Source organism: Nonomuraea sp. NPDC049158 (assembly GCF_040648335.1).
Lineage (GTDB): Bacteria > Actinomycetota > Actinomycetes > Streptosporangiales > Streptosporangiaceae > Nonomuraea.
The window spans coordinates 162,657-188,212 of the sequence record NZ_JBEZDM010000013.1 but is presented as its reverse complement, the minus strand read 5'-3'; the positions used below and the strand labels follow the sequence as shown (position 1 = coordinate 188,212).

Sequence of the window (25,556 nt, the reverse complement as noted above, 5' to 3'; positions counted from 1 at the left end):
CCTGGCGGTGTCAGCCCTTCAGGGCGGTGAGGCTGGCCTGCCAGAGGCGTTCGGCCAGGGCCGGGTCGGACATCGCGGAAGGGACCTGCTCCGGAGCCCGCTTCGCGAAGTAGCCTCCCGCGCGCTGTTCGCCGTCGGCGTGCGTGGCCAGGTGCACCAGCGTGCGCGCGCCGTACTCGGGCGGCTTGGCGTAGCCGGGCACGGCCAGGAACATCCGCATGATCCACGTCTGCGCCGCGAACCCGGTGCGGATCACGCCGGGATGGAAACAGGTGGCCGCCACTCCGCGCGCCGCCAGCGCGACGGTGAACAGGGCGTTCGCCTGTTTGGTGTCGCCGTACTGGAGCCAGCCGTTCCATCGGCGCCGCTCACGCGACAGGTCGTCCGGGTCCAGCCGGCCGCTTCTGCCCGCCCGTGAAGAAGTGGTGACTACCCTGTCGACCCGATCTGTTAGAGAATCGGTCAGCAGAAAGGGGGCGAGATGGTTGACCTGAACCATCAGCTCGTGACCGTCCACAGTAATCTGGCGCCCCGGACTCATGACGCCCGCGTTGTTGGCCAATACGGCAATTCGGTCATAACGCTCACGCAGCACCACCGCGAGCCTACGAACGTCGTCAAGCGATGTGTAGTCGCAGGTCAAAACATCGGCTTCCGGCCCGCTCAACCCGTCGGCCACGGCTTTGAGCCGAGCCTCGTCCCGACCGACGAGCACTACCCGGTGCCCCCGTCGTGACAGCTCGGCCGCCGCCGCGGCGCCGATGCCGGCACTCGCCCCAGTAATCACGCTAATCAACGCGTTCCTCCCACTGCGCCGGAAGCATAATCGGTGCTAGTCTCCTGTGCGATCTTCCGGAGGTGTGTTTACACAGAGTGTGCAAATACCCCTCGACTCCGAGGTTGGGACATGGGCTCGCATAACCGGTCAATTCGGTTCAAGATCTTCTTATTGCTGCTGCTACCCCTCCTGTCTCTGAGTGCGCTCTGGGGCTTTGCCCTCAATCTCACCGTGGGTGACGGCCAGGCCCTGCTAAGAGCCAACACGCTTTATCAGACGATCGGCCTCACCTCCACCGACCTGGGCTTACAGCTCCAAGCCGAGCGGGCCCAATCGGCCGTGGCGGTCACCACCCGTCAACTCACCCAAGAGCTCGGGTCACAGCGCGCCCGCACCGACAAGTCCGTCGCCGACTTCCAGAAGTCCGCCGTGACGGCCGGTGACGCGATCAAGGACAACCTGCGCGCCTCTCTCGACACCCTCACCGGAGAGCTGAACCGGCTCGGCTCCATCCGCGCCGACATCGACGGCGGCATCAGCTCCCGGCTGACGAGCCTCAACGAGTACAACCGGGTCCTCGACGCCATCTTCCGGCTCTACGACCACCTCGTCTCGGTGCCCGACCTGCCGCTCTTCCAGCAGGCGTCGTCGCTGCAGGCCATGGGCAACGCCCGGGAGATCATCGCCCGCGAGCACGCGCTCCTCAGCGGCGCGCTCATCGACCACCGGCTCACCGAGCCGGAGCTCACGGCGTTCACCGAGTACGTCGCGACCCGGAGGTTCCTCAGCGCCCGTGGTCAGGCCGGGCTCGACACGGCGCTGCGCAGGCCGTACGAGCAGATCTTCGCCGGCGAGCCGTTCAGGGACTTCACCGCCATGGAGGCGCGCATCATCGCGAGCGGCGCCCCACCCGCCGACGGCGCGACGTGGAACGCGACCGTGGACCGGCTCACGACGCAGCTCGACAAGCTCGGCGCGTCGTCCGGCGAGGTGCTGAGCGAGCGCGCGCTCGACGCCGCCACCAGCACCATGGTGAAGATCGGCACCGCGGGCGGTCTCGGGCTGATCGCCGTGCTCGCCTCGATCATCATCTCCGTACGCTTCGGCCGCCGCCTGGCCGGCGAGCTGGCCGCGCTCAGGTCCGCGGCCGTGGAGCTGTCCGACAACCGGCTGCCCGCCCTGGTCGACCGGCTGAGCCGGGGCGAAGAGGTCAACGTCAAGAAGGAGGCCAAGCCGCTCAAGGTCAGCGGCGCGGCCGAGATCGTCGACGTGGCCAAGGCGTTCGGCTCCGTGCAGCGCACCGCCGTACAGGCCGCCGTGAGCCAGGCCGCGATGCGGCGCGGCATCGGCCAGGTGTTCCTCAACCTCGCCCGGCGCAAGCAGGGCCTGCTGCACCGCCAGCTCGCGCTGCTCGACGGCATGCAGCGCCGTACGCACGACCCTGACCGGCTGGAGGAGCTCTTCCGCCTCGACCACCTGACGACGCGCATGCGGCGCCACGCGGAGAGCCTGATCATCCTGTCCGGCTCCGCTCCCGGCCGGGCCTGGCGCAAGCCGGTGCCCGCGGTCGACATCGTCCGGGCGGCGATCGCCGAGGTCGAGGACTACACCAGGGTCACCGTCGAGGCCATGCCCGGCAGCGCGCTCGACGGAGCCGCCGCCGCCGACCTCACCCACCTGGTCGCCGAGCTGGTCGAGAACGCCACCATCTACTCGCCGCCGACCACCACCGTGGTCGTCCGCGGCGACCTGGTGAGCAACGGCTACGCGATCGAAGTGGAGGACAGGGGGCTGGGGCTGTCTCCGGGCGAGTACGCGGCGTTCAACGCGCTGCTGACCAACCCGCCGGAGTTCGACCTGGCCGACAGTGACCGGCTCGGCCTGTTCGTGGTGGCCAGGCTGGCCGAACGGCACGGCATCCAGGTGCTGATGCGCCGTTCGCCCTTCGGCGGCACCACCGCGATCGTGCTGGTGCCGCGCGGGCTGGTCCACGACCAGGCCGCACTCGAGGCGGGTGGCGACGGCGAGGCGCCGGCGCTGCCCAGCCGTACCAAGAAGAAGACGCTCGCGGTGGTGAACGGCACGCATGCCGGGCTGCCGAGGCGAGTGAAACAGGCAAACCTGGCACCCCAGCTCAAGACGGACGAGCCGCCTGAGCCGGAACCGGAAGAGAAGACAGAGCGCTCTCCCGATGAGGTACGGGACCTGTTCTCCGCCTATCAGCGGGGAACCCAACGCGCCCGAGAAGAAGCTAATGAGGAGGGGGAGGCATGAGTGTGCCGACGACCAACACCGGTGAGCTGAACTGGCTCCTCGACGACCTGACGACCAGGGTCGGAGCAGTACGGCAGGCCGTCATCTTGTCGACCGACGGCCTGGCGGTCGGCTACTCCAAGGGACTGATCCGCGAGGACGCCGAGCACCTGTCGGCCGTGGCCGCCGGGTTCCAGAGCCTGGCCCGCGGCACGGGACGGCACTTCGGCGGCGGCGACGTACGCCAGACCATCGTCGAGATGGAGTCGGCGTTCCTCTTCGTGACGGCGGCGGGGAAGGGCACCTGCCTGGCCGTGCTGGCCGACGCCAACGTCGACGTCGGCCACATCGCCTACGAGATGGCGATGCTCGTCAAGCGGGTGGGGCAGCACATATCCACCAACCCCAGGGCGACATCGTCATGAACGAACCCCCGCGGTGGCTTGACGAGGACGCGGGGCCGGTCGTCCGGCCCTACGCCCTCATTCGCGGGCGCACCAGAACCTCCGGAGAGGCGTTCGACCTCATGGCGATCGTCTCCGTCGTCAGCGACACGGAGGCGTACGATCTCGAACCCGAGCAATTGCTCATCCTGCGGGCAGCGCGTAACCCGATCACGGTGGCCGACGTGGCCGTCGAGCTCGATCTGCCCGTAGGCGTCGTCCGGGTGCTGCTCGGCGACTTGCGTGACCACGGCCTCATCTCGGTGACGTCCCCCTCGGAAAAGGGGCCGCGTCCGAATGAGCGCATTCTCAAGGAAGTGATCAATGGACTCCGTGCTCTCTGAGGACCCCGTCGCGCTGAAGATTCTGATCGCCGGGGGGTTCGGCGTGGGCAAGACCACGCTGGTCGGCGCGATCAGCGAGATCCGGCCGCTTCGCACGGAGGAGGTGCTCTCCGATCGCGGCGTCGGCGTCGACGATCTCGACGGTGTGGAGGCCAAGACCACCACCACCGTCGCGATGGACTTCGGCCGAATCACGATCCGCGAAGGTCTGGTCGTCTACCTGTTCGGCACCCCGGGGCAGGAACGGTTCTGGTTCATGTGGGACGAGCTGTCCTACGGCGCGCTCGGGGCCGTCGTGATCGCCGATACCCGGCGGCTGACCGACTGCTTCCCGTCCGTCGACTACTTCGAGCAGCGCGGCACGCCGTTCGTGGTGGCCGTCAACTGCTTCGACGGCGCCGACCGGCACAGCGTGGACGACGTGCGGATCGCACTCGACCTGGACGAGGACGTGCCCGTGCTGCTCTGTGACGTGCGGCGGCGCACTTCGGCCAAGGAGGTCATGGTCACGCTGGTCGAGCATTCGCTGAGGACGATGACGTCGGCGAACTAGAGCGCCCGTAGACCGTTGATGACCTCTCTGAGCAGGCTCTCCGTAGGGGTCGTCGCTTTGGCGAGCGGCGGCCGGGCCGACACCAGGCCGTAGTCGAGCAGATCTCCGAGCAGTACCCTGGCCACCCCCACGGGCAGGTTCAGCTCGGCGGCGATCTCGACGACCGGCCTGGTCTGAGCCATGACGCAGTCCATCATCCGGCGGTGCTGACCGCTCAGCTCCGCCTTGGCGGGCACTGGCAGGCCGGTCGCCGACACGGTCGCCAGGAGGTCGAGCTCGGGCGCCGAGGACTTGGTGCGCCCCCTGGCCACCGCGTACGGCCGCACAACCGGGCCGGCCTCCTCGTCAACCCACTCGTCTGGCCCATGGGTCACGACTGGGATCCCCCATCCTGATCGCTGTCCTGCCGCCCGCGCTGCCAACCCGACTGGAGCGAGGACAACAGGGCCCTGGCCTCCTCCGGTGAGCGGCTCTCGGACGAGCGTGCCTCAGTCTGCTCGGGGGGTGGCGACTGCTTGAGCTGCTCCGGCAGGTTGGCCTGTCGCACCCGGCGGGGCAGCGCCGACTCCTGGGTCCTCTCAGGGCCGTGCTTGGCCGTGCGCTGGCGGCGGGGCAGCTGGCCGGGGGCCGTCGTGTCGTGCGGCGCCCTGACGTCCTGAGGCGTCCTGACCACCGAGACGGACACCGACTCCAGCTCGGGCATCCGCACCGGCGTCGGGAGAGCCTGGATCAGCGCCGTGGGCACCAGCACGATGGCGGTGGTGCCGCCGTACGGAGACGGCTTGAGCGTGACCGTGATGCCGTGCCTGGCGGCCAGCATGCCGACCACCGAGAAGCCGAGCCGCTCGGTCTGCGACGCCTCGAACTCGGGCGGGCTCTCCAGCTTCTCATTGACGGCCTGCCGGGCCTCGGGGGTCATGCCCAGCCCGCGGTCCTCGACCTCGACGGCGAAGCCCCTGCCGACCAGCTCGCCGCGGACCGACACCTCGTTGCCCGGCGAGGAGAAGGCGGCGGCGTTCTCGATCAGCTCCGCGAACAGGTGCATGAGGTCGGCCACGGCCGCGCCGGAGACCCCGCACTCCGGCATCGGGTAGACGCGGACCCGGGTGTACTCCTCGACCTGCGCGGCGGCGCCGCTCAGCACGTCCTCGACCGGGATGATGCCGCGCCACCTGCGCCCGGCGGAGCCGCCGGACAGCAGCACCAGGCCCTCGGCGTGGCGGCGCATGCGGGTCGTCAGGTGGTCGATCTTGAACAGCCGCGACAGCGCCTCCGGGTCCTCGGTCTCGCGCTGCATCTCATCCAGCAGCTTGAGCTGGCGCTGCAGCAGCGACTGGCTGCGCCGGGCCAGGTTGCGCAGCGCCTCGGAGACGCCCTGGCGCAGCTTGGCCTGCTCGACGGCCGCGTCCACGGCGGTGTACTGGACGCTGTCGAACGCCTTCGCCAGGTCGTCGATCTCGCTGGTCGCGCCGTCGCACATCTTGATGGGCGGCACCTCGGCCGCGATGTCGACGTTCTTGCCCTGCCGCAGCTTCGTCACGACACTGGGCAGCCGGATCTCGGCCAGGTCGAGCGCGTTGCGGCGGAGCGCCGCCAGCTCACGGCTGACGCGCCGGCCCACCCGGATGGAGATGAAGATGGACAGGGCGACGGCGATGAGGCCGAGAACGCCCGCCACGCCGGCCCGTACGAGGATGGCGATGCCGGCCGGGGTCATCCGGGCCAGCAGCCGGTCGCCGTTGTCCCAGATGACCTGGGTGTAGTCCTTCAGCTCGGGGTCGGCCATGCCGCGCCAGACCGCCGGGTCGAGCATCCGGCCCGAGACGTAGCCGTCCAGCGCGCGCTCCATCGCGGCCCAGCGCGCGGACTTGGTGACCTGCTCGAACGGGGCCCGCAGCTCGGCGTCGAGGTTGGCCATGGCCTTGGGGAACATGTACGTCCGCGTGCCGTCGATCTTCGCGAGCATGTGCATGTCGCCCATGGACGGCTTGCCGTTGGCCGCGATGATCAGCGCGTGCTCGCGGCTCAGCAGCTCGCGGACCTCGCTGGCGGCGATCAGACCCTGCGCCTGCTGGGCCAGCTCGACGTCCGTGCCGAGGGTCAGCGATGGGTACAAGTGATGGACCGCGTCGCTGACCGCCGAGTATTCGGTGATCAGCGCGCCGGGGGTCAGCTTGCGGCTGTCGACTTTCTTCCTGATCTCAGGCAGGCGGTCGACGGCCGTGAAGACCTCTTTCAGCCGCCCCCGCATCTCAGGGGTGAGGGCGGCCTGCGTCGTCTCCGACAGGCCCCCGTCGGAGAGCCGCTTCTTGACCTCGTCGACCTTGCCGCGCGTGGCGGCCAGCTGGGCGGGGTCGGCGACGCCGCCGGAGATCACCTCGGCGGAGGCGAGGCGCTCCTGCTCGATGGTGTAGACCAGGAAGTCGGCGTGGCTGATGACTCCGGACCAGATCGTGTCGACCTTCAGCAGGCCCATGGCCTCACCGGTGGTGGTGCTCGCGGCGAAACCCCAGAGTCCGACCAGAGAAACCAGTGGGAGAACCAGCAGCGTCGAGATCTTGAATCTGATGGATCTGCCAGATGCCATGACGCCCGCTCCCGGATAGAAGATCGCGGGAGAGAATAGCACCAAATGAGGCGGTTCTTAAGATCGACTCGCGACAAATCTATGATATGTCCGGAAACCCGCAGGTCGTTCGACGGCCCGTCGCCATGCCAGCCGTACCAGCCACGCGGCGAGTACCGCCAGCAACGCCACCTCCGCGCCCAGCAGCAACCGCTCCACCAACCCGATCATCACCCGCTCGCCGGGCAGCGCCACGTAGGTGATCGCCAGCACCCCGAGCCCGCCCGCCAGGGCCACCCACTCGACGGTCCGCGCGATCGGCTTCCACACCTCGTCGGCCGCCAGCCGGGGCACCAGCAGGGCCGCCGCCGCGGGCAGGCTGACGAACGCCGCCACGGACACGTAACGGTGGATCTCCGCCGTCAGGGTCAGGTCGGCGCCGATCGGCGAGGTCGGGATGACCGCGGCGACGATCAGCGCCCCCGACCACACCCACAGCAGCCGCTCCGGTAGCCCCCGCACCGGTGCGTCCGCCGCCTTCAGCGCCTTCAGCAGGATGAGCGAACCGAGGCCCAGGACCATCATCGCCGCTTCCGTGACGCCCCCGCGGTCGGACACGGCGTATTCGCTGACGGTCGTGTTGAGAGGGTTCAGGCCGGGGCCGGGCACCAGCTGCCCGACCACGATCCCGACCACCGCGAACACGATCGACCCGCAGGCGATGATGGGATAGAGCCTCTTTGCGGTCATGGCCCTACTTTCCCTCCTGCGGTCCACCCCCACATCAGGCCCCGCCCCTGACCCGACCCTGAGGTGATCTCGGGGTTTATTTAGGGTCTTTTTTATTACGGCAGGCACGGGAGGGCCCGTCCGCCGACCGGGGTCGGCGGCATTCCAGGGGCACGCTCCTCCGCCTCACCGGCTGGGCGCCGTGACGTGCGTCTTCTTGACCAGCACGGTCCATCGCTGCTCGCCGCTCGGGAGTGGAGGGCCCACACGCTCCGTCGGGATCTGTCGTGGTCCCTCGTGGCCCCTCGTGGTTACAAGCCCGAAGGGTCTCTGCCGACGCTGATTTCCTCGGCGATTCGGCGGAGTTCGGCCATGTCCAGGCCGGGGGCCTTGGGCAGTTGGCGTAGCAAGGCGTCCATCACCACGGGGACCGGCTGCCCGGCCAAGCGGCCGGCGATCCCGTGGACTGCCCTGAACAGCGCCTCATCCGTGTCGTGCATCCGCTCTCCTCGTTCGACTTCCGGGAGAACCGTACGGCGTCGCGGGGACAGTTTCGCGCTACGGCTCCAGCGTGTTCCGCACCGCCGCGCAGATCTCGGCGAGCTGTCCCAGCTGCTCGGGGGTGAGGACGTCGAACAGGCTCCGCCGTACCTCCGCCACGTGGCCGGGCGCGGCGGCGGCCAGCGCGGCGAACCCCTCATCGGTGAGCGCGGCGAAGCTGCCCCGGCGGTCGGAGTCGCAGGGGCGGCGCCGCACCCAGCCGCGCTCCTCCAGCCGGGCGACCGCGTGGGAGAGCCGGCTCTGCGAGCTCTGCGCCCTGGCGGCCAGCTCGCTCATCCGCATCGACCGCTCCGGCGCCTCCGAGAGGGCCACCAAGATCATGTAATAGGTGTGCGGCATGCCCGCCTCGCGCTGGAGCTGGCGGTCGAGCGCCTCGTTCACCAACTGGGTCGCGGCCATGAAGTCACGCCAGGTGCGCTGCTCGTCATCGTCCAGCCATCGGGTCATGCGCCCATTTTAGTTGAACTCTCATATACTCAGAGGTAGCTTCCGCCGAAAGGGGTTCACCATGCCGGTCCAGCGGCTCAACCACGCGGTCCTGTACGTGCGCGACGTCGAGCGCAGCGTCGCCTTCTACCGGGAGGCCCTCGGCTTCGAGGTGATCATGGGCATGCCCGGCGCCGCCTTCCTCCAGGCCCCCGGCTCGACCAACGACCACGACCTCGGCCTGTTCCAGATCGGCGAGCGGGCGGGGCAGTCCACCGCCGGCCGGTCCACCGTGGGCCTCTACCACCTGGCCTGGGAGGTGGACACGCTCGACGAGCTGGAGCGCATCGCGGCCAAGCTGAGCGAGCTGGGCGCGCTGGCCGGGGCCTCCGACCACTCCACCACGAAGGCCCTGTACGCGCACGACCCCGACGGCCTGGAGTTCGAGGTCTCGTGGCTGGTGCCCGCCTCGCTCCTCACCGAGGAGGTGCTGACCGCGCGCAGCGGCATCCGGCCGCTCGACATCGCGGCCGACAAGGAGAGGTACGGCGGCCAGACGCGCGGCGGTGTGGGCGTCTCGATCCCCGCCTGACGTCCTGGCGCCTCCATTCCCGTCTGACGTCCTGGCGTCACATTTCGCACTGGATGTACCGTGGCCTTATCCCACTCCCGCGCTTTTGGAGGAGGGCCATGCCGAGCGATCCCGACCATGTTCTCGACGCCATCGACGGTGTCGTCGACGAATGGGAGACGTTGAGCGCCGACGCGATGCGCTGGGCGCCTCCCGAGAGCAAGTCCGAAGACCTGATCCACGAGGTGACGGAGATCTTCGGCCCGCTCGCGAACGCGCTCAGCCAGGCGTTCCGCCCACTGGGTGACGCCGTGACCCGCGTGCTCGACAACCTGATCGACAACGACGACGAGTCCTGAAATAACCCGAATGACCCGAATAACCTGACACAACCCGCCATAACCTCGCCTGCCGCATCGGCCCGGCAGGCCGTACCGGCTGCTTGGCTCGCTCGCCGTCGCTCGCGACGGGCGGGTCAGGCTGTGGGGCCGGTGGGGTGGGCGGGTGATCGGATACGCCAGGCGGGTCGGGCGAGTGGTCAGACGGGCGATCCGACGCGCCACGCGGAGCGGGCGGGTCAGGCGGCCGAGAGGCGCATGGGGCGCAGGGCGCTCGTGAGCTTGGCGAGTTCGGCCAGCATGGCGTCGGCGGCGGCGGTCATCACGTCGTTGGGCTTGACCGTGCCGTCCTCGAGGAACTGCGGAACGAACGGCAGGTTGACGGCCTCGACCACCGGGATCATCTTCAAGGTGCTGACCACCTGGCGCAGGCTGTTGACCGCGCGGGTGCCACCGGAGAGGCCACCGTAGCTCACGAAGCCGGCCGCCTTGTGCTGCCACTCCTGGTGCAGGAAGTCGAGGGCGTTCTTGAGCACGGCGTTGAAGCTGTGGTTGTACTCGGGCGTCACGAAGACGTAGGCGTCGCCGCGCTCGACGAGGGCGCTCCACTCCTTGGTGTGCGCGTGCTCGTACTGCTTGAGCCTGGGGTGGTTCGGCTCGTCCAGGAAGGGCAGGCCGACCTCGGCCAGGTCGATCAGCTCGACGTCGAAGTCGCCGCCGGCCACGGCCCGCTCGTAGAACCACTCCCCGATCACCCTGCCCACGCGGCCGGGGCGGGTGCTGGCGACGACTACCTGCAGTACGGGCTTGGACATGTGACGCTCCTCGGTCTCAGACGGCTAGCTTCTCAACATTATTGAGTAACTACACATTTCTTAGCAAATGAGGTCGCGGTTGGGTAAGATCTACGGCGTGAGCAATGATTCGGTGTGCGTCCGGTTCCACACCGCCCTCGAACTGATCGGCGCCCGATGGTCGGGCGCCGTGCTGCAAGTGATCTTCAAAGGCGCGCACCGCTACGCCGCGCTCAAAGCGGCCATCCCCGGAGTCAACGACACGATGCTCGCCCGGCGCCTGCGGGAGCTGGAGGCGGCCGGGCTCATCGAGCGGCGAGTGCTCGACACCTCGCCGGTCAGGGTCGAATACCACCTGACGGAGATGGGCGAGGAGCTGCGCCCGGTCATAGACGAGCTGGTCGTCTGGGCGCACAAGTGGATCCCGCTCCCGGAGGAGAAGGCCTCCTGACCTTGGGGGGCGTCAGGCGGCTCCCACATGTTCGGCGATGGCCTCGGTGACCGGTATGACCGTGGGCAGGGGCCGAGCGGTGAAATGTGCTGGCTTGTGGGTGCGCAGCAGCAGCTCGCCGCTGCGCTCCCAGTCGAAGCCGCGCTTGTTGAGCAGTTTCGCGAAGACCGCGCCGGCCTTCTCGGGATCGCGTTCGGCCAGCCGCCGGATCGGCACCGGCGAGACGGCGTCGCCCCGGAGGTAGGCGCTGACCAGCTCGCGATAGGGCCGCCGGGCGACCAGACCGGGGTCCAGGAAGACCTCCTCCAGCTTGCCGAAGTCGGCGTAGTAGCCGAGCCCCGCCACCTCGTCGAAGATCAGGGCCACCGTCTCGACCCCGTCCATCCGCACGGGCAGCTCCCGCGTGGTCGGCGGCGCGCCGCCCAGGCGACCCGACTGGTAGGCCAGGTAGCCGCGCATACGGTCGGGCAGCTCGGCGGGCCGCAGCACGACCAGGTCGGCCCCGAAGTGGCCGATGAAGCACCGGCGCTGCTCGCTCTGCAGCTCCCTGGCCCGCGTCAGCAGCACCGGGTTGCGGAACACCCAGTCGGGATGCTCCAGCGCGATGTGCGCGGCCACCGACAGGAGCGTGTCGCGCGTGCCGGCGGCGTGCACGGCGGGCGTGCCGCTGATCAGCCAGTCGAGGCCGAGCGGCACCAGCCTGCCCACCACGTACATCCCTGGGCGCAGCTCCTCGAACGCCGCCTCACCCAGGCTGGAGAACGCCCGGTAGACCAGCTCGTCCACGAGGTTGAACAGCCGCACGGCCGCGCCGTCGACCACCCGCACCTCGAACACCCCCTCGACCACGTCCTTCCAGCTCGTCAGCAGCTCGACCTCGGCCCTGGCCAGGTCGGGCCGCTCGCGCAGGAACCGGTCGATGACCGTGTCGCCACTGGTCAGCAGGTGCTGGTGGGCGAAGTAGTCGATGGGCAGGAAGGCCGCGGCCTCGTCGGCGGGCGGGTCGTCGGCGTAGAAGCGGTCGAGCACCTCGCTCAGGTCGCGCTCGAACCTGCCGGAGGTGGCAAAGTGGATCAGCTCGGCCTTGAGCTCAACGGCCCGCGCCAGCATGGTCATCGTCACTCCTCGTGTCCGAAGTGACACTAACCGTCCCCGGGGCTGTCGGGACGGCTCTTCCGCCAGTTGGGGTCACCACCTGCCGCCTGTCCGGACCAGTTGGGGCGACCACCTGCCCTTCGTCGCCTGCCTCGCCGATAGCCTCGTACCGATGAGGTGCCGGGCGAACCGCTGCCGTGGTGGCCCGGTCGCGCACTCAAGAGGTGGTAGGCGAATGACGCTCTTGGATTACCTACGCGACTGGCAGCCCAAGCCCGTGACCAGCGAAGACATCATCTCGCCCCAGCCCGCGGCGGCCCTGGCGGCGGTCCTCGACGCGCCGCCGCCCGCCGGTGAGGCGCTGCCGTTGCCGTGGCAGTGGCTGTACTTCCTGGAGTGGCCGCCGCAGGCCGCCCTCGGCCTCGACGGCCATCCGGCCGAGGGTCGCTTCCTGCCGCCCATCCCGCATCGGCGGCGGATGATCGCGGGCGGGCGGATGCGGGCGCGGCGGGGGCTGGAGATGGGGCGGCCCGCCGTACGGACCGCTGAGCTGACGGCCGTCACGCCGAAGGAGGGGCGGACGGGAGAGTTGTTGTTCGTCACGGTGCGGTACGAGTACCGGCAGGCTGGGGAGCTGCGGCTGGTCGACGAGCAGGACCTGGTCTACCGCTCGGACCCGCCGACCGAGGGGGCGACTCCCGGCGAGACGCTTCCGCCGCCCGGAGCTGGTCCTGCGGATGCTGATGCCGCGTGGCGGCTAGCGGTTACCGCGACTCCGCCGCTGCTGTTCCGTTTCAGCGCGCTCACCGCCAACGCCCACCGCATCCACTACGACCAGCGCTACTGCACGGACGTCGAGCGCTACCCTGGCCTCGTCGTGCACGGCCCGCTGCTCGCCGTCCTCATGGCCGAGCTGCCCCGACGGCACGCCCTGGGGCGGCGGATCACCGGGCTGACCTACCGCCTGCGCCGTCCCGTCTTCGAGGGGGAGCCGTTCGTCGTCTCCGGCTCACCGGAGTCGGGGCAGCTGAGCGTCCAGGACACCTCCGGCAGGCTACGAGCCGAGGCGCACTTCACCTGACCCCGGCTCATACCGTCTTGAGCATCCCGCCGTCGACGAAGTAAGTGGAGCCCACCGAATAGCCGGCCCGCTCCGAACACAGGAAGACCATGAAGTCCGCCACCTCCTCCGGGGTGGCGAACCGCTTGATCGGCGCGTGCTCCCGCGCGACCTCGTCGAGGTGCGCCTGCCAGTCCCCGCCGCTGTCCGCGGTCAGCTGCTTGGCGGTCTTCACCCAGTCGGGGGTGAGGACCAGGCCGGGGTTGACGCAGTTCACCCGGATGTTGTGGTCGATGACCTCCGTCGACAGCGTCTTGGAGAACATCATCAATGCGGCCTTCGTCACGTTGTAAATGGGTTCGTACCACAGTGGCTGCACGGCGCAGATCGACGCGTTGTGCAGGATCACCCCGCCACCGCGCCGCCGCATGCCGGGCACGAGTCCGCGGGCCAGGCGTACCGCCGCCATGACGTGCAGGTCCCAGTACGCCTGCCACTTCTCGTCCGGGGCCTCGAGTATGGTCTCGTTGGACCCGGCTCCGGCGTTGTTGACCAGGATGTCCGCGCCCCCGAAGCCCTCTTCGGCCGCCTCGATCAGCATCGCCGTGCCGTCCGCGGTCGCCACGTCACACGGGACGGGCACCACGCGCACGCCGTGGGCTTCGCGGATGCCGCGCGCCGACTCCTCCAGGCGGTCGCCGACACGGGCGGCGAGTACGAGATGCGCGCCCTCTGCCGCGAGCCCCTGTGCCACGGCCAGGCCGATCCCGGAGCTGCCACCGGTGATGACGGCGACCTTGTCCCTCAACCCGAGTTCCACCGAACCTCCCGCAGACTGTCCACACGTGCCCCTCCATCATCGGGCACCGCCTGCGGCGCACCGGGTTCGCGTGCGCCGCAGGGGTGTCGGCGTGGATTCAGTCCGCCACGAGGCGGCTCCTCTGGCCCTCGTGCTCGCGCTGCCGCCGGATGACGTACGTGCCCGGCGTGCAGCCCGTGGCCCCGTGTTCGGGATGCAGCAGGTAGGCGACGGCGGAGGTCTCGAAGATGCCGATCGCCAGCCGGTCGGAGTCCATCACGTCAACCGTCCAGCGGCAGGTGCCCGGGTCGGCGACGAGCGTGTGCGGGTTGCCGCCGGCGGCGCCACGCAGGAGTTCGACCCCTTCGGGCGGTACGTCCGTCCAGGTGGTCGGGATCCATGGCCGTACGGACGACGCGACGACGGAGAGCGGGATGACGATGAGGTCGCCCTGGGCTTGGAGCCCGTCGACGACGGGGATGCTCACCGACTGCTCGAGATGGTCGAGCACGGCGAGTCCGGTCCGCTGGGAGAGGGAAGCGAGAGTCACAGTCATGGGGATCACCTCAGGTTCGGCGTACGAGAAGGGAGTACTGCTCGGCGGACAGCCCGTAGGTCCAGCCGGCGGCGTCGAGCGGGTCGTTGAGGAACCCCGGCACGGTCAGCCCGTACCGGCGGCGGTGCCCGTCGCGTTCGACGGACCCGTTGACCGCGAGGAGCACCTTGGTCTCCTTGCGCATGTCGTACAGCCGCAGTTCCGACCCGGGGTTGCCGGGGTCCGGCGCGGCGGCGATGAGGCGCAGGCCGGCCTGTTCGATGTACGAGGCCCAGCCGATGCGCTCGATCGCGCACCGCCTGACCTCGACGTTGGCCTCCTGGGCGATCCGGTGGACGTCCGGACCCGTGATCACCCAGGAGGGCACCTGGGTGCCGTGCCAGGCGTACACGTCCCACCCGTCGGCGTAACGCACCGCCGGGCCGTCGGCACAGTGCAGCCAGACCCCCCTACCAGGTGAGGAGGAGCGCCTCGGGAGAGCGGTGGATGAGGGTGGGGGCCATCGTGATGTCGGTGCGGGCCAGGCGCAGGCCGGGGAGTTCGCGGATCAGGATTTCCAGGGATATCCGGACCTGTTCCTTGGCGAGTTGCGAGCCCGGACACCCGTGCGGACCGTGGCCGAAGGACAGGTGGCGGAAGGCTTCCCGCCCGATGTCGAACTCGTCTGCCCGCACGTCGCCGTCCGCCTGCACATCGCTGTCCGCCCGTACGTCGGTGTCCGCCCGTACGTCGGTGTCCGCCCGCGCGGCGGCGTCAGCGTCGCGGCCGGCTGAGGCGAAGGACACGAAGACCACGTCGCCCTCGTGCAGTTCGGTGCCGCTCAGCGTCACCGGGGTGGTGACCGTACGCCGGAAGCCCTGGACCGGCGCCTCGAACCGGAGTGCCTCCTCGATGGCCGCGGCGATGAGCCGCGGCTGCTCGCAGAGCAGTTCCCACTGGCGGCGATCACGCAGCAGGTTCAGCACCACGGTGCCGAGCAGCGCGGTCGTCGTCAGGTGGCCGGCCAGCAGCAGGTTCTGGACGTTGGACACGATCTCCTTGCGCTGGTCGAGCGTGAGGTCCTCGGAGCCGGGGGCCAGGTCGCGGACCATCTCCGTGAACAGGTCGTCACGCGGATCCCGCCGCCGCGCGCGAGCGTAGCCGTCGAGCAGCCGCTGCGTGTCCACGATCTCGTTCGCGACCTCGACCTGCTCGGTCTCCGTCAGTTCGGTGAACACCAGCCTCTCCGCTCCCTGCACCCCGCGAATCGCGCCAGGTACGTCGGCGGGGTCCAGGCCGACCAGGTGGCCGATCACGGCGGCGGGCAGCGGCCTGGCGTACGCCTCCATCCACTCGACCTGGCCGTCGCCGGCGAAGGAGCCGATGAGCGCCTCGGCCCGCTCGGTGACGAACGGGAGCGCGGCGGCCACCTTGGCGTGCGACAGCCCTCTGACGAGGGGCCGGCGCAGGCGCCGGTGCGCGTCGCCATCGGCGCCGAGCACCGTCCGCGCTCCGCCGAACCCCTGGCTCAGCACCGAGAGCGCGGCCTTGCTCGGCAGGTGGTCGGGCCGCAGCGCGCCCGCCGATGAGAACTGCTCAGGATTGCCCAGCACCTCGCGTACGTCTTCGCGCCTGCTCACCAGCCAGGCGTCCAGCTCGGGTACGAAGGTAAGCCCTTGCGTCCGGCGAGCCTCGGTGTAGACGGGGTACGGGTCGCGGTAGAACGCCTGTGGGTTCACGTGCCTATGGTCGCGGGTGGGATATGCGCCGGACAAGCTTTGCCCAAAGGCTCGATACGTTGCCGTTTAGTGGGAAATTTCCTCATTAATGTCGCCTCGCTTGCGCTTTGTCGCATTTGAGGTCTAGTGAGAGGATCTGCGGACGATGCCAACAGATATTGTTGTGATCCTCAATGATCAGCCGGGTGAGCTGGCCCGGCTTGGCAGGATCACCGGCGAGGCGGGCGTGAACATCCAGGGCCTCGCGGCTTTCACCGGAGAGGGCAAGGGTGTCGTACACGTGCTCGTCGATGACGAGGCCGCCATCAGATGCCGGGAGGCGTTCGAAGGCGCCGGGATGGGGATCGCCGACGAGCGCTCCGTACTCGTGGCGGACATGGACGACCGTCCAGGCGCCCTCGGCGAGCTGACCCGGCAGCTCGCCGACGCCAACGTCAACATCGACCTCGCCTACACGACCTTCGGCGGTGTACGGATCGTCATCGCCACCGACGACATGGCGAACGCGCAGTCGGTCCTCGAAAGCAGGCGCTGATCCTCCTCGCGAGTTGCCGCGATTGACGTCGCCGATATCCGTCGCTATTGTCGTTTTGGAAAATGACAACCAGGCGTTAATTCACCCACCGCCTGAAGACGAAGGTCAGGAGCCGGACGATGGACAGGAAGGTAGCGGCCATGATGGTCTGCTCCACCTGTGATCCGGCCGCTTCGTCCTGTTGTCGCTGTTGTCGCGCCTGACGCGCAACCCTCCCTCACACACCGCCCCGCAGGCGGTTTCTCGCCGCGCAGCCGAATAACCTCCGCGCGCACTTTTGATTTTCTTCCCTTTTCGAAAAGAGCGGATACTTTCATGCCCGAAACTCTTTCCCTTATTCAGGGATTCCGTGTTCTCTCATGCGCCCCTGATGGCGAACCGATCAAGGACGAACGCGCCGCCACCGATCTGGTGGGCGAGGCATGGGGGCAGCGCGCCGAGGTGATCGTCATACCGGCGGAACGGCTCGACGACGCCTTCTTCCAACTCCGCACCCGGATCGCGGGTGACATCATGCAGAAGTTCACGACGTACCGGCTGCTTCTGGTGATCATGGGTGACATCTCCCAGCACACGACGGCGAGCTCGGCCTTGCGTGACTTCGTTCATGAGACGAACCAGGGTGATCACGTCTGGTTCCTGTCCAGCCCGGAGCACCTCGACGAGCGTCTGGCCCGGCGCGCCGGCGCCTGACCGTTCGTCTGCTTGGCCGTGTGCCCGAGTGGTTCAGGGAATCGCCTGCAAAGCGGTGGACGCCGGTTCGAATCCGGTCACGGCCTCTCTCTTCTGCCCCTTGACCAGGGCTCATACCGAATTGGATATTGATCCCGACCATATAGCGCTATTAGACATCTTTCGCTCAGTTCTGATTTGCTCCTGCCCTCTGTCAACAAGAGGAGCATTGGTGGCGCGTCGGGGGACGAAGATCGTACGGCTTACTGCGGCCGGGGTGGCCGCGGGTCTGCTCGTAGCGGGGATCGCGGTTCCGGCCGTGGGGGGTGCGGCGCTCGGGTTCGTGTCGGCGGTGGGCGAGGCGGATCTCGAGCCGGTCGCCCTCGTCGAGCCGCCGCCGGCCGAGGTGACGATCGTGCAGGACGCCAAGGGGAGCGAGATCGCCCGCTTCTACGAGGAGTATCGCGAGGTCGTCGGCCTCGACCAGGTCGCCGAGGTCATGAAGACGGCGATCGTCGCGATCGAGGACTACCGCTTCTACGAGCACGGCGCGATCGACATCGAGGGCACCGTACGGGCACTGGCCAAGAACCTGCGGGCGGGCAAGGTGAGCCAGGGCGGGTCCAGCATCACCCAGCAGTACGTCAAGCAGGTGCTGCTCAACTCCGCCGACACGGACGCGGAGCGGAACGCGGCCTTGGAGGCCAGCTACGGGCGCAAGCTGAACGAGCTGCGGTACGCCATGGGGGTCGAGAAGAAGTACACCAAAGACCAGATCCTCGGGAAATATCTGAACATCGCCTACTTCGGGGCCGGTGCCTACGGTGTCGAGGCGGCAGCCAAGCGGTTCTTCGGCGTCAAGGCCGACCGGCTCACCCTGCCACAGGCGGCGACGCTGGCGGGAGCCGTACAGGACCCGAACGCCACCGACCCGAACATCGACAGGAAGCACCGCGACAGGCTCCTGAACCGCCGTAACGTCGTGCTGAACCGGATGGCCGAGCTAGGCAAGATCACCCCGGCCGAGGCGGCCGCGGCGAAGGCCACCAAACTCGGCTACAAGGGCACCAAACTCCCCGGCGGCTGCGAATCCAGCAAATACCCGTACTTCTGCCTGTATGTCCGGCAGGAGATCCTCAACAACCCCGACTTCGGCAAGACCGCCGCGGCGCGCCTGGCGATGCTCAACCGCGGCGGCCTGACGATCAGGACCACGATCGACCCCGGCATGCAGCGGGCCGCGGATCGGGCGATCAAGAAGTACGTGTACGCCTCCGACGACCCCGTCGCCGCCGAGGCGCTGGTCCAGCCGGGCACCGGAGCGATCAGGGCCATGGCCGCGAGCAGGCCGTACGGCGGCGACCGCGCCAAGAACGAGATCTCCTACAACCTCGTCGCGGACGCCGTGCACGGCGGCGGCACCGGGTTCCAGGCCGGCTCCACGTTCAAGACCTTCACCCTGATCAGCGCGCTGAAGAACGGCATGAAGCTCGACGACGGCCTGAGCGCGGGCGCCGGATACCGGGCCCCGGGATATTCGACGTTCAAGAACTGCAAGGGCGAGAACATCGGCGACCCGACGCACACGGTCACCAACGACGAAGGCTCACCGGGCTGGAAGACGCTGCGGACCGGCACCTGGGCCTCGGTGAACACCTTCTTCATGGAACTCGAGCGGCGGGCCGGGCTCTGCGAGACGGTCACCACGGCCAAGTCACTGGGCATCCGCCGCGCGGACGGGCGGAAGCTGCAGGAGTACGAGACGTTCACGCTCGGCATCAACGAGATGGACCCGGTGACCGTGGCCACCGCGTACGCGGCGATCGCGGCCCGCGGCAAGTACTGCGCGCCGACGGCGATCACCCGCGTCACCGACCGCGACGGCAAGGCCACCCGGTACCGGCCGAAGTGCCGTCAGGCGCTCGACCCCGCGATCGCCGACGCGACGGCCGACGTGCTGTCCGGCGTGCTCACCAAGGGCACGATGCGCGACGTCGGGGGCATCGGGCGGGACGCGGCGGGCAAGACCGGCACCACTGACAACTACGCTTCGGCGTGGTTCGCCGGGTTCACCCCGGACCTGGCGGCCGCGGTGAGCATCGGGGACCCGCGCGGCTCCCAGGACCACAAGCTGACCGGGGTGACGATCGGCGGGCGGTACTACGGGATGGTGGCGGGTGCCACCCTTCCCGGGCCGATCTGGAAGGACACGATGATCGGCGCGTTGGCGGGCGTGCCCCCGACGTCGTTCTCCCCCACCGACACCGCGCGATTCGGAGGCTGCTCCCAGGGTTGCCGACCGGCGCCGACGTCAGCCGAGGACGACAGCACGCCTGACCCCTGAAGCGAGCGGGCGTTCGCGCGAAACCGCTGGTTGGATGTCCCGTACGCGTGTGGTGCTGATCACCTTGGATGTGTGGATTTCTCCACAGTTGATCGCTGGCCGTCTCCCTAATGTCTGTCCTGCCGGACGAACCCGGCAGCACCGAATAAGGGGGAGGGACCCAATGCGTAAGACCTTTGCGATCGCGGCTCTGGCCGGCTCGATGGCCTTCACCGGTATCGCTCTCAGCCCGGCCGCCCAGGCGAGCACCCAGACCACGACCACCACGGCGAGTGCGACCACCTTCACGGTGAACTGGGGCAAGTTCTTCTCCAGTGACCGCAAGGCGTACACGTTCGGCAGGACGTGGAAGAGCGGTGGGACGGTCTTCACGACGTGGCACGGGGTGGACAAGGTCGGCGGCAAGAAGGGCTGGGTGTGGTTCGAGTACTACAAGAACGGCGGCTGGCACAAGTTCAACCAGTCGTGGGACGGCAAGGTCGTCGGCCGCTGGAGCGGGCGTGGGATCAAGAAGGTGTACACGTTCACCTGCTGGGCGGGCAAGTTCGACAACTGCGGCCGCAAGTACCGCATCTACTAAACCGGGCGACGCGGCGAGCGATTCCTCCCACACGGTCCGTCAGCACCACGGACCTGTGGGAACCGTCGTCGCTCCCGCAGTGTCTCTGCGCTGAATATCGCGGTCGGCGGGAGTAGCTGGTAAGGGTAGAGGCATGATCTTTTTGAGGCGGACGGTGGGGGTCGCCGTACTCACCCTTCTGGCCATCCCGATCACGGCTGCCACGGCCACGCCCCCGGCGGCAGCCGACGTGCGTAAACGGTCGCAGACCGAGGGCGGGACGGCGGGCCGCCGCATGCTGGCCCAGCTGAAAATCGCCAGGCCCTTATCCATCCGTGGTTACAGCCACCGGCGGTTCATGCCCCGGTGGGCGCACCACAAGGGCAGGTGCGACGCGCGAGAGGCGGTCCTGGCCCGCGACGGGCGACACGTACGTAGAAACGCCGCCTGCCAGCCGGTCAAAGGCGTCTGGTACAGCCCGTACGACGGAAAGCGGCTGAAGAGCGAAAGACTGGTCGACGTCGACCATGTCGTGCCGTTGGCGTACGCCTGGCGTTCCGGTGCCAGCAAGTGGAGCCAGGCGCGGCGCCGCGCCTTCGCCAACGACCTCACCCGCCCCGAGCTGCTGGTGACCAGCCACTCCGCCAACATCGCCAAGGGCGGCCAAGGTCCGCAGAGCTGGCGTCCGCCGCGCCGCGCCTATTGGTGCCGGTACGCGACCTCGTGGATCACCGTGAAGCATCACTACCGGCTCCGCGTGACCCGACGGGAGAGGGTGGCCCTGCTCAACATGCTCCGCACCTGCTGAGTCGGCCCCGTCAGGATGAGTCTTTGGCAGGGATCCGCTTGCCGAGGTTGATGAAGAAAAGGACCAAGCCCACGGTCAGCACGATGTGCCCCAGCCCGGCGAGGCCGGAGATCATCTCACTGGTCTGGGCGCCCAGGACCGTCTGGGTGCCGTGAATGATCATTATCAGCACGGTTAACGCGAGACCGGCGTTGTACACCCAGAAGGACCAGTTGAAGAGCCTGCTGGCCGACAAGGTGAACAGCTTCTCCAACGCCAGCACGACGAGGTAGAAGAGCATGCCGAGCGCGAGCAGGTGCGTGTGCACCACTCCGAGCTGGGTGTCTCCCGTGAAGTCGGTCAACTTGGTGAGCTCGCGATAGTACAGACCACTGATCACGCCAATGATCATGTAGGTGTGCGCCGCATAATAGAGCTTTTTCACGATTACCACCTTTGTTCTAGAGGTTGATCAGCTTCAGGGCCTGGCGTCGTTCCAGGTCATACTGGTGAGGAAGTAGGTGTCGTAGAGCTCCTGCACGTCGAGGAGGCTTTCCGGCGGCACCTTGCCGTACGCGATGCGTTCCAGGTGGCGGAAATACTCAAACCGCTCGACGCCCGGAGTGATGACGATGAGGATGTCGGCGTCCTCTCCCGGCGCCGCGGCGAAGGCATGGGGAAGACCGGCCGGCACGATCACGAGGTCCCCGCGCTCGGCGGTGACGACCTGCTCGCCGGACAACAGCTGCGCGGTGCCGTCGAGCATGTAGAACAGCTCGGCGGAGCCGTCGTGGCGGTGCGGTTTGGCGCCGTCCGCGCCGTTCGCGAGCGTGACCCGCTGGGTCGACAGCGCGCCACCGGTTGAGCTGCTGTCGGCCAGCAGCCGGATGGTGGTGGGGGCCTGGCCGATCACTTCGGCGTCCCCGGAGCGGACGATGACGGACTTGTTCGCGTTCTTGTCGGAGCTGGGCAGGATGAGCGACATTTCGATGACTCCTTCAGGCTCGGGACTCAGGCTCAGGCTCGGGGCTCAGGCTCGGGACTCGGGCTCAGGCTCAGGCTCAGGCGAGGAACAGCAGGACCGCGCAGATGAGCACGACCACGGCAGTGGCGAAGTGGATGCCGAACGCCACCGCCTTGGTGCCGCCATTGCGCAGGACGATGAGGGTGTCGGTGAGGGGGAGGAGGGCGACGACCAGCATGAACCAGGCCTCAGCGCGGACCCCCACGAAGAAGAGCAGGACCAGGCCGACGATGCCGTAGACGGCGTCGCGTTGGCCCTTGACGGTCAGGTAGACGGCGTCCCCGTCTTTCTTGGCAGGCACGCCGTAACCGGCGGCGGCGGCCTGCGGCGCCCGTAGGAACCGCAGGCCGATGAAGAGGATGAACAGGTCGAGCACGACAGCGAATCCGTAAGCGATGGGGGTAAGCACGATGCACTCCAATTTCTAGCGCCGCTAGTTGCAGGAGTGACGCTAACATAACGGCGACAGATACGCTAGCGGCGCTAGAATCACGGTCGAGCGGGGCTGATCCTCATGGCCGAGCGGCCGCCGGACTTCCCCTCGGCCAGGCCTCCAGCATCGAATACGCTTTCCATCTGGAACAACGCCAGATCCGACAACGGAGCATCAACCTCGACTTAACGATCCAGAGGGATCATGGAGCTTCGCGACATCGAGATCTTCTTGACACTGGCCGACGAGCTGCACTTCGGGCGCACCGCCCAACGGCTGCATCTCACCACCGCACGCGTCAGTCAGGCGATCAAGAAGCAGGAACGTGCTCTCGGCGCGGCGCTCTTCGACCGGACCAGCCGCACGGTCCGCCTCACACCCTTCGGCCGTCAGCTACGCGAGGACCTCCGGCCGATCTACCTCACACTGGCCGACACGGTTCGACGGGCCAAGGACACCGCCCTCGGCAGGACCGCGCGGCTGAGCATCGGGATGATGCCGGTGAACGCCCACGAGCTCCGTCCCTTCTGGGACGCTTTCCGGGCCCGCCACCCGCACTGCGAGCTCCGCCTCCGCCACGCCTCCTTCGTCGACCCGTTCGCCGGCCTGCGATCCGGCGAGATCGACATCCTGGTCACCTGGCTGCCCGTCGAAGAGCCCGACCTCAGCGTGGGCCCCATCCTGTTCAAGGACCGCCGCGTACTCGCCGTGGCCGCCGACCACGAGCTGGCGCCGCGGGCATCGGCTTCCGTGGAGGACATCGCGTTCTACCAGCACTCCGGCGCCAGGCGCACTCCCGGCTACTGGGAAGACAGCTTCATCCCCTTCCACACCCCCCGAGGCCGCACGATCGAACGCGGACCTCTGGTAGCGAACATGGACGAGCTGCTCTCGTTGGTCAGTAACGGGGAGATCGTCAATCTCCTGCCGGCCCACTCGACTCGCTACTGGCCACGTCCCGACATCGTGTGGCTGCCGATCACCGACATGGAACCTCTCGCGTACGGCATCGTGTGGCGTACGGAGACGGAGAACGACCTCATTCGCGCTTTCGCGCAAGTCATCACCGACCTGGGCGCCCCGGCTCTCTGACCGCGTGCCGACTCAGTCCGCCGGCTTCCTGGATCGACGCCAGAACACGGACTCAGTCCGCCGGCTTCCTAGATCGACGCCAGAACACGGCCGAGCGTCGAGCGGCCCGCGGGCCCCCAGGTCGGCTTGCCGCCGGGGAGGCCCCGGTCTCCGGCCCGGCCGATGCTGATGAGCATCAGGGCGCGCAGGATCGCCCATCCTCGTGCGCGCCGGATCATCGCCTCGTCCGCGTCGGCGTACGCGGCGAGGAATCCGGTGTCCGCCCTGAGGGCAGGAGCACCCACGCGGCCGCGAGGTCCGACGCCGGATCACCGGCGCAGAGGGCGCCGAAGTCGATGATGCCCGCGAGGGTGCCGTCCACGGTGACGACATTCGCCGGATGCAGATCACCGTGGACCCATGTCGCCGGCCCTTGCCAATCGGGGGCCGAGATGGCGTCGTCCCAGACCTCTCGTAGGTGGTCGCCGGTGCCGTTGACCAGATGGATCCACTGTTCGAAGCCGCGTGTGAGCGCTTTGAGGGGACCTCCGTGATCCAGATCGGCCGGCGCCTCGGCCGGCGCACGCTGATGGAGCGCTCGCAGGAAGCCCGCCAAGCTGTCGGCCGCGTGCCCGCCATGGGTGATGGCGGCCCGGTCGGCCGGCTCGCCGGGAACCCAGGCCGTAATGGTCCACGGCCACGGAAAGGGTTCGGACGGTTCACCGATCCGCACGATGGCCGGCACCGGAAGCGGAAGGCGAGGCGCCAGGACGGGCATCCACTGGTGCTCCTTGCGCACGAAAGTCGGTGCGTCCGGCGTACGCGGCATGCGCACGGCCAACTCGTCCCCGAGGCGCCACATCTGGTTGCTCCAGCCGCCGTCCACCTCACGCAGGTCCAGCCCGGCAAGGTCCGGGTGCTGCTCGCGTACCAGGGAACGGACCAGGTGCTCATCGATCTCTAAGTTGCCCACGCCCTTACCCAACCATCGATGGCCTGGCAAACGCGGCCCCTGCCGCCGCCCTCTACCGCAAACTCGGCTGGCAAGGAGCCGAAGACCTGCCGGCCGACTTCTACCCCCAGCTCAGGCTGTCGGTCTTCGCGCCGGCCAGTGGCTGATCCAGACGTACTTCATCCCCGCCACAGGCCACGGCCGTCAACGCCGTACGGTCGGCACCTCGTCCTGGTGCGACAGCCGTCCGCCGGTGAAACACAGCCGGTACGCCGGCGACGGCGAGCTCGCCCTGATCCGGTAGAAGCGGCACTCGTCAGCACCCCGCGGATCCGCAGGCGCGCCCCTCGGCCGCCCGCCGTCGTTCACCTGGTACGCCGGCAGCCGTGACCCGAGCGACGCCAGGCTCTGACCGACGCGCAGCTCCGTGTACACCCCGGTGTCCAGCACCGAGCGGTCCGCGGTGTAGAGGTCGTAGCCGGAGGTCAGCAGCATCAGGGCGGTGGCCGCCGCGATCGGCATCCAGATCGCGTCGATCACTCCGCGCCGTACCTTGCGGCGGGCCAGGGCGAGCTCCCGCTGGGAGTCGGGCGGCGTGGCCGCGGCCCCCGCGGTGAGCGGCAACCGAGCGCTGACGGCGAAGCCGCCGTCGGCGGGCCGCGCCCGCAGCGTGCCCCCGGCCAGCCGTACCCGCTCGTCCAGACTGATCAACCCGTAGCCACCGCCCGCTTCCCGAGCGAGAGCCGTCGGCAGTGGCCCGGCCGGGGGCGCCGCGTTGACCACGATGACCTCCGCCTCGCCAGACGCGTGATCCCTGCCCAGCCGTACGGTTACCGCCGCGCCCGGCGCGTGCTTGGTGGCGTTGGTCAGGGCCTCCTGAACCACCCGGTAGACCGCCCGATCGGCCATCGGCGGCAGCGGGCCCAGCTCGCCGTGGAGCGTCACCGCCATCCCCGACGCGGCGGCCCGCTCGACCAGCGCGGCCACGGTGTCGCCGGACGGCAGCACGGGCGCGCTCTCGCCATCCTCCCGTAGCACCCCGATGATCTCGCGCAGCCGGCTCGCACACCCACCCGGACGAGGACCTCGTCGTCGGCGAGCAGCACCTTGATCACGCCCCAGACGCTACCGCCGCGTCCCGCCC

32 protein-coding genes and 1 tRNA gene are annotated in these 25,556 nt (G+C 68.6%); 15 read left to right on the top strand and 18 right to left on the bottom strand.

Annotation, left to right across the window (positions count from 1 at the left end; genetic code table 11):
• Window positions 1-10: 10 nt before the first annotated feature.
• On the bottom strand, window positions 11-787 hold the full coding sequence (locus AB0B61_RS27950) for an SDR family NAD(P)-dependent oxidoreductase (protein ID WP_358437602.1): 777 nt from the start codon (window positions 785-787) through the stop codon (window positions 11-13).
• 222 nt (window positions 788-1,009) lie between these two features.
• On the opposite strand from AB0B61_RS27950, the gene AB0B61_RS27945 reads away from it, so the two are divergent.
• Genes AB0B61_RS27945 through AB0B61_RS27930 form a run of 4 tightly spaced genes read left to right on the top strand, consistent with a single transcriptional unit; the run spans window position 1,010 to window position 4,371 of the window.
• Window positions 1,010-3,052 (top strand): ATP-binding protein, encoded by a 2,043-nt coding sequence (locus AB0B61_RS27945; protein ID WP_358437599.1) that lies wholly within the window; start codon window positions 1,010-1,012, stop codon window positions 3,050-3,052.
• Window positions 3,049-3,456, top strand: a complete 408-nt coding sequence (locus AB0B61_RS27940) for a roadblock/LC7 domain-containing protein (protein WP_358437597.1) — start codon at window positions 3,049-3,051, stop codon at window positions 3,454-3,456. Before AB0B61_RS27945 ends, AB0B61_RS27940 begins: the two co-directional genes overlap by 4 nt.
• Window positions 3,453-3,818 carry a DUF742 domain-containing protein gene (locus tag AB0B61_RS27935; protein WP_357957550.1) on the top strand — a complete coding sequence of 122 codons (366 nt, stop codon included), beginning with the start codon at window positions 3,453-3,455 and terminating at the stop codon, window positions 3,816-3,818. Before AB0B61_RS27940 ends, AB0B61_RS27935 begins: the two co-directional genes overlap by 4 nt.
• Window positions 3,799-4,371 (top strand): ATP/GTP-binding protein, encoded by a 573-nt coding sequence (locus AB0B61_RS27930; protein WP_358437594.1) that lies wholly within the window; start codon window positions 3,799-3,801, stop codon window positions 4,369-4,371. Before AB0B61_RS27935 ends, AB0B61_RS27930 begins: the two co-directional genes overlap by 20 nt.
• Here the strand turns inward: AB0B61_RS27930 and AB0B61_RS27925 are convergent.
• The 5 genes from AB0B61_RS27925 to AB0B61_RS27905 form a co-directional block, all read right to left on the bottom strand.
• Window positions 4,368-4,745 (bottom strand): DUF742 domain-containing protein, encoded by a 378-nt coding sequence (locus AB0B61_RS27925; RefSeq protein ID WP_358437591.1) that lies wholly within the window; start codon window positions 4,743-4,745, stop codon window positions 4,368-4,370. The two genes, AB0B61_RS27930 and AB0B61_RS27925, sit on opposite strands and share 4 nt — an antisense overlap.
• A complete protein-coding gene (locus AB0B61_RS27920; RefSeq protein ID WP_358437589.1) occupies window positions 4,742-6,958 on the bottom strand; it encodes a nitrate- and nitrite sensing domain-containing protein in 2,217 nt (738 codons plus the stop codon). Before AB0B61_RS27920 ends, AB0B61_RS27925 begins: the two co-directional genes overlap by 4 nt.
• Before the next feature lie 57 nt (window positions 6,959-7,015).
• Complete coding sequence (locus tag AB0B61_RS27915; RefSeq protein ID WP_358437586.1) at window positions 7,016-7,687, bottom strand: DUF998 domain-containing protein; 672 nt, start codon at window positions 7,685-7,687, stop codon at window positions 7,016-7,018.
• Between the two features lie 290 nt (window positions 7,688-7,977).
• Window positions 7,978-8,166, bottom strand: coding sequence for a hypothetical protein (locus tag AB0B61_RS27910; protein ID WP_357957558.1), 189 nt, complete (start codon window positions 8,164-8,166; stop codon window positions 7,978-7,980).
• A 58-nt stretch (window positions 8,167-8,224) separates the two neighbouring features.
• Window positions 8,225-8,674, bottom strand: coding sequence for a MarR family transcriptional regulator (locus AB0B61_RS27905; RefSeq protein WP_358437583.1), 450 nt, complete (start codon window positions 8,672-8,674; stop codon window positions 8,225-8,227).
• Between the two features lie 61 nt (window positions 8,675-8,735).
• On the opposite strand from AB0B61_RS27905, the gene AB0B61_RS27900 reads away from it, so the two are divergent.
• Together AB0B61_RS27900 and AB0B61_RS27895 are read left to right on the top strand one after the other, a co-directional pair.
• Complete coding sequence (locus tag AB0B61_RS27900) at window positions 8,736-9,245, top strand: VOC family protein (RefSeq protein WP_358437580.1); 510 nt, start codon at window positions 8,736-8,738, stop codon at window positions 9,243-9,245.
• A 98-nt stretch (window positions 9,246-9,343) separates the two neighbouring features.
• Window positions 9,344-9,583, top strand: coding sequence for a hypothetical protein (locus tag AB0B61_RS27895; RefSeq protein WP_357957564.1), 240 nt, complete (start codon window positions 9,344-9,346; stop codon window positions 9,581-9,583).
• Window positions 9,584-9,801: 218 nt separating this feature from the next.
• Here AB0B61_RS27895 and AB0B61_RS27890 read toward each other — a convergent pair whose 3' ends face one another.
• Window positions 9,802-10,377: an NAD(P)H-dependent oxidoreductase gene (locus AB0B61_RS27890; protein WP_358437577.1), complete on the bottom strand. Its 576-nt coding sequence runs from the start codon at window positions 10,375-10,377 to the stop codon at window positions 9,802-9,804.
• A 97-nt stretch (window positions 10,378-10,474) separates the two neighbouring features.
• Here AB0B61_RS27890 and AB0B61_RS27885 point away from each other — a divergent pair, with 97 nt between their 5' ends.
• The gene (locus tag AB0B61_RS27885; protein ID WP_358437574.1) at window positions 10,475-10,807 is read left to right on the top strand and encodes a helix-turn-helix domain-containing protein; all 333 of its coding nucleotides are present in this window, start codon (window positions 10,475-10,477) and stop codon (window positions 10,805-10,807) included.
• A gap of 12 nt (window positions 10,808-10,819) precedes the next feature.
• Here AB0B61_RS27885 and AB0B61_RS27880 read toward each other — a convergent pair whose 3' ends face one another.
• Window positions 10,820-11,923: a hypothetical protein gene (locus AB0B61_RS27880; RefSeq protein ID WP_358437571.1), complete on the bottom strand. Its 1,104-nt coding sequence runs from the start codon at window positions 11,921-11,923 to the stop codon at window positions 10,820-10,822.
• A gap of 214 nt (window positions 11,924-12,137) precedes the next feature.
• Here AB0B61_RS27880 and AB0B61_RS27875 point away from each other — a divergent pair, with 214 nt between their 5' ends.
• Window positions 12,138-12,983, top strand: a complete 846-nt coding sequence (locus AB0B61_RS27875) for a hypothetical protein (RefSeq protein WP_358437569.1) — start codon at window positions 12,138-12,140, stop codon at window positions 12,981-12,983.
• A 7-nt stretch (window positions 12,984-12,990) separates the two neighbouring features.
• On the opposite strand, the gene AB0B61_RS27870 is transcribed toward AB0B61_RS27875, so the two are convergent.
• The 4 genes from AB0B61_RS27870 to AB0B61_RS27855 form a co-directional block, all read right to left on the bottom strand.
• Window positions 12,991-13,782 carry an SDR family oxidoreductase gene (locus AB0B61_RS27870; RefSeq protein WP_358437566.1) on the bottom strand — a complete coding sequence of 264 codons (792 nt, stop codon included), beginning with the start codon at window positions 13,780-13,782 and terminating at the stop codon, window positions 12,991-12,993.
• 97 nt (window positions 13,783-13,879) lie between these two features.
• On the bottom strand, window positions 13,880-14,317 hold the full coding sequence (locus AB0B61_RS27865; protein ID WP_358437563.1) for a hypothetical protein: 438 nt from the start codon (window positions 14,315-14,317) through the stop codon (window positions 13,880-13,882).
• Between the two features lie 10 nt (window positions 14,318-14,327).
• Window positions 14,328-14,756 (bottom strand): DUF6745 domain-containing protein, encoded by a 429-nt coding sequence (locus tag AB0B61_RS27860; protein ID WP_358437838.1) that lies wholly within the window; start codon window positions 14,754-14,756, stop codon window positions 14,328-14,330.
• Window positions 14,757-14,766: 10 nt separating this feature from the next.
• Window positions 14,767-16,035 carry a cytochrome P450 gene (locus AB0B61_RS27855; RefSeq protein ID WP_358437560.1) on the bottom strand — a complete coding sequence of 423 codons (1,269 nt, stop codon included), beginning with the start codon at window positions 16,033-16,035 and terminating at the stop codon, window positions 14,767-14,769.
• A gap of 163 nt (window positions 16,036-16,198) precedes the next feature.
• Here AB0B61_RS27855 and AB0B61_RS27850 point away from each other — a divergent pair, with 163 nt between their 5' ends.
• The 6 genes from AB0B61_RS27850 (at window position 16,199) to AB0B61_RS27825 (ending at window position 20,953) form a co-directional block, all read left to right on the top strand.
• On the top strand, window positions 16,199-16,570 hold the full coding sequence (locus AB0B61_RS27850) for a hypothetical protein (protein WP_358437557.1): 372 nt from the start codon (window positions 16,199-16,201) through the stop codon (window positions 16,568-16,570).
• 159 nt (window positions 16,571-16,729) lie between these two features.
• On the top strand, window positions 16,730-17,263 hold the full coding sequence (locus AB0B61_RS27845; protein ID WP_358437554.1) for a DUF4180 domain-containing protein: 534 nt from the start codon (window positions 16,730-16,732) through the stop codon (window positions 17,261-17,263).
• Window positions 17,264-17,277: 14 nt separating this feature from the next.
• A tRNA-Cys gene (locus AB0B61_RS27840) sits at window positions 17,278-17,349 on the top strand.
• 125 nt (window positions 17,350-17,474) lie between these two features.
• A complete protein-coding gene (locus tag AB0B61_RS27835) occupies window positions 17,475-19,586 on the top strand; it encodes a transglycosylase domain-containing protein (RefSeq protein WP_358437551.1) in 2,112 nt (703 codons plus the stop codon).
• A 163-nt stretch (window positions 19,587-19,749) separates the two neighbouring features.
• The gene (locus AB0B61_RS27830; protein ID WP_358437549.1) at window positions 19,750-20,166 is read left to right on the top strand and encodes a hypothetical protein; all 417 of its coding nucleotides are present in this window, start codon (window positions 19,750-19,752) and stop codon (window positions 20,164-20,166) included.
• 133 nt (window positions 20,167-20,299) lie between these two features.
• Entirely contained in the window at window positions 20,300-20,953 is a 654-nt protein-coding gene (locus AB0B61_RS27825; protein ID WP_358437546.1) for an HNH endonuclease family protein, read from the top strand.
• Window positions 20,954-20,963: 10 nt separating this feature from the next.
• Here AB0B61_RS27825 and AB0B61_RS27820 read toward each other — a convergent pair whose 3' ends face one another.
• From AB0B61_RS27820 to AB0B61_RS27810, 3 genes are all read right to left on the bottom strand, one after another.
• Window positions 20,964-21,377 carry a DUF2871 domain-containing protein gene (locus tag AB0B61_RS27820; protein WP_358437544.1) on the bottom strand — a complete coding sequence of 138 codons (414 nt, stop codon included), beginning with the start codon at window positions 21,375-21,377 and terminating at the stop codon, window positions 20,964-20,966.
• A gap of 33 nt (window positions 21,378-21,410) precedes the next feature.
• Entirely contained in the window at window positions 21,411-21,917 is a 507-nt protein-coding gene (locus AB0B61_RS27815) for a cupin domain-containing protein (RefSeq protein WP_358437541.1), read from the bottom strand.
• A gap of 76 nt (window positions 21,918-21,993) precedes the next feature.
• Window positions 21,994-22,365, bottom strand: a complete 372-nt coding sequence (locus AB0B61_RS27810) for a DUF4267 domain-containing protein (protein WP_358437539.1) — start codon at window positions 22,363-22,365, stop codon at window positions 21,994-21,996.
• Between the two features lie 228 nt (window positions 22,366-22,593).
• On the opposite strand from AB0B61_RS27810, the gene AB0B61_RS27805 reads away from it, so the two are divergent.
• Window positions 22,594-23,481 (top strand): LysR family transcriptional regulator, encoded by an 888-nt coding sequence (locus tag AB0B61_RS27805; protein ID WP_358437537.1) that lies wholly within the window; start codon window positions 22,594-22,596, stop codon window positions 23,479-23,481.
• A 68-nt stretch (window positions 23,482-23,549) separates the two neighbouring features.
• Here the strand turns inward: AB0B61_RS27805 and AB0B61_RS27800 are convergent, their stop codons facing one another.
• The 3 genes from AB0B61_RS27800 to AB0B61_RS27790 all read right to left on the bottom strand — a co-directional run bounded on the left by AB0B61_RS27800 (window position 23,550) and on the right by AB0B61_RS27790 (window position 25,450).
• Window positions 23,550-23,699 carry a hypothetical protein gene (locus tag AB0B61_RS27800; protein WP_358437534.1) on the bottom strand — a complete coding sequence of 50 codons (150 nt, stop codon included), beginning with the start codon at window positions 23,697-23,699 and terminating at the stop codon, window positions 23,550-23,552.
• On the bottom strand, window positions 23,696-24,433 hold the full coding sequence (locus AB0B61_RS27795) for an aminoglycoside phosphotransferase family protein (protein ID WP_358437531.1): 738 nt from the start codon (window positions 24,431-24,433) through the stop codon (window positions 23,696-23,698). Before AB0B61_RS27795 ends, AB0B61_RS27800 begins: the two co-directional genes overlap by 4 nt.
• 183 nt (window positions 24,434-24,616) lie before the next feature.
• Entirely contained in the window at window positions 24,617-25,450 is an 834-nt protein-coding gene (locus tag AB0B61_RS27790) for an ATP-binding protein (protein WP_358437528.1), read from the bottom strand.
• Window positions 25,451-25,556 lie beyond the last annotated feature (106 nt).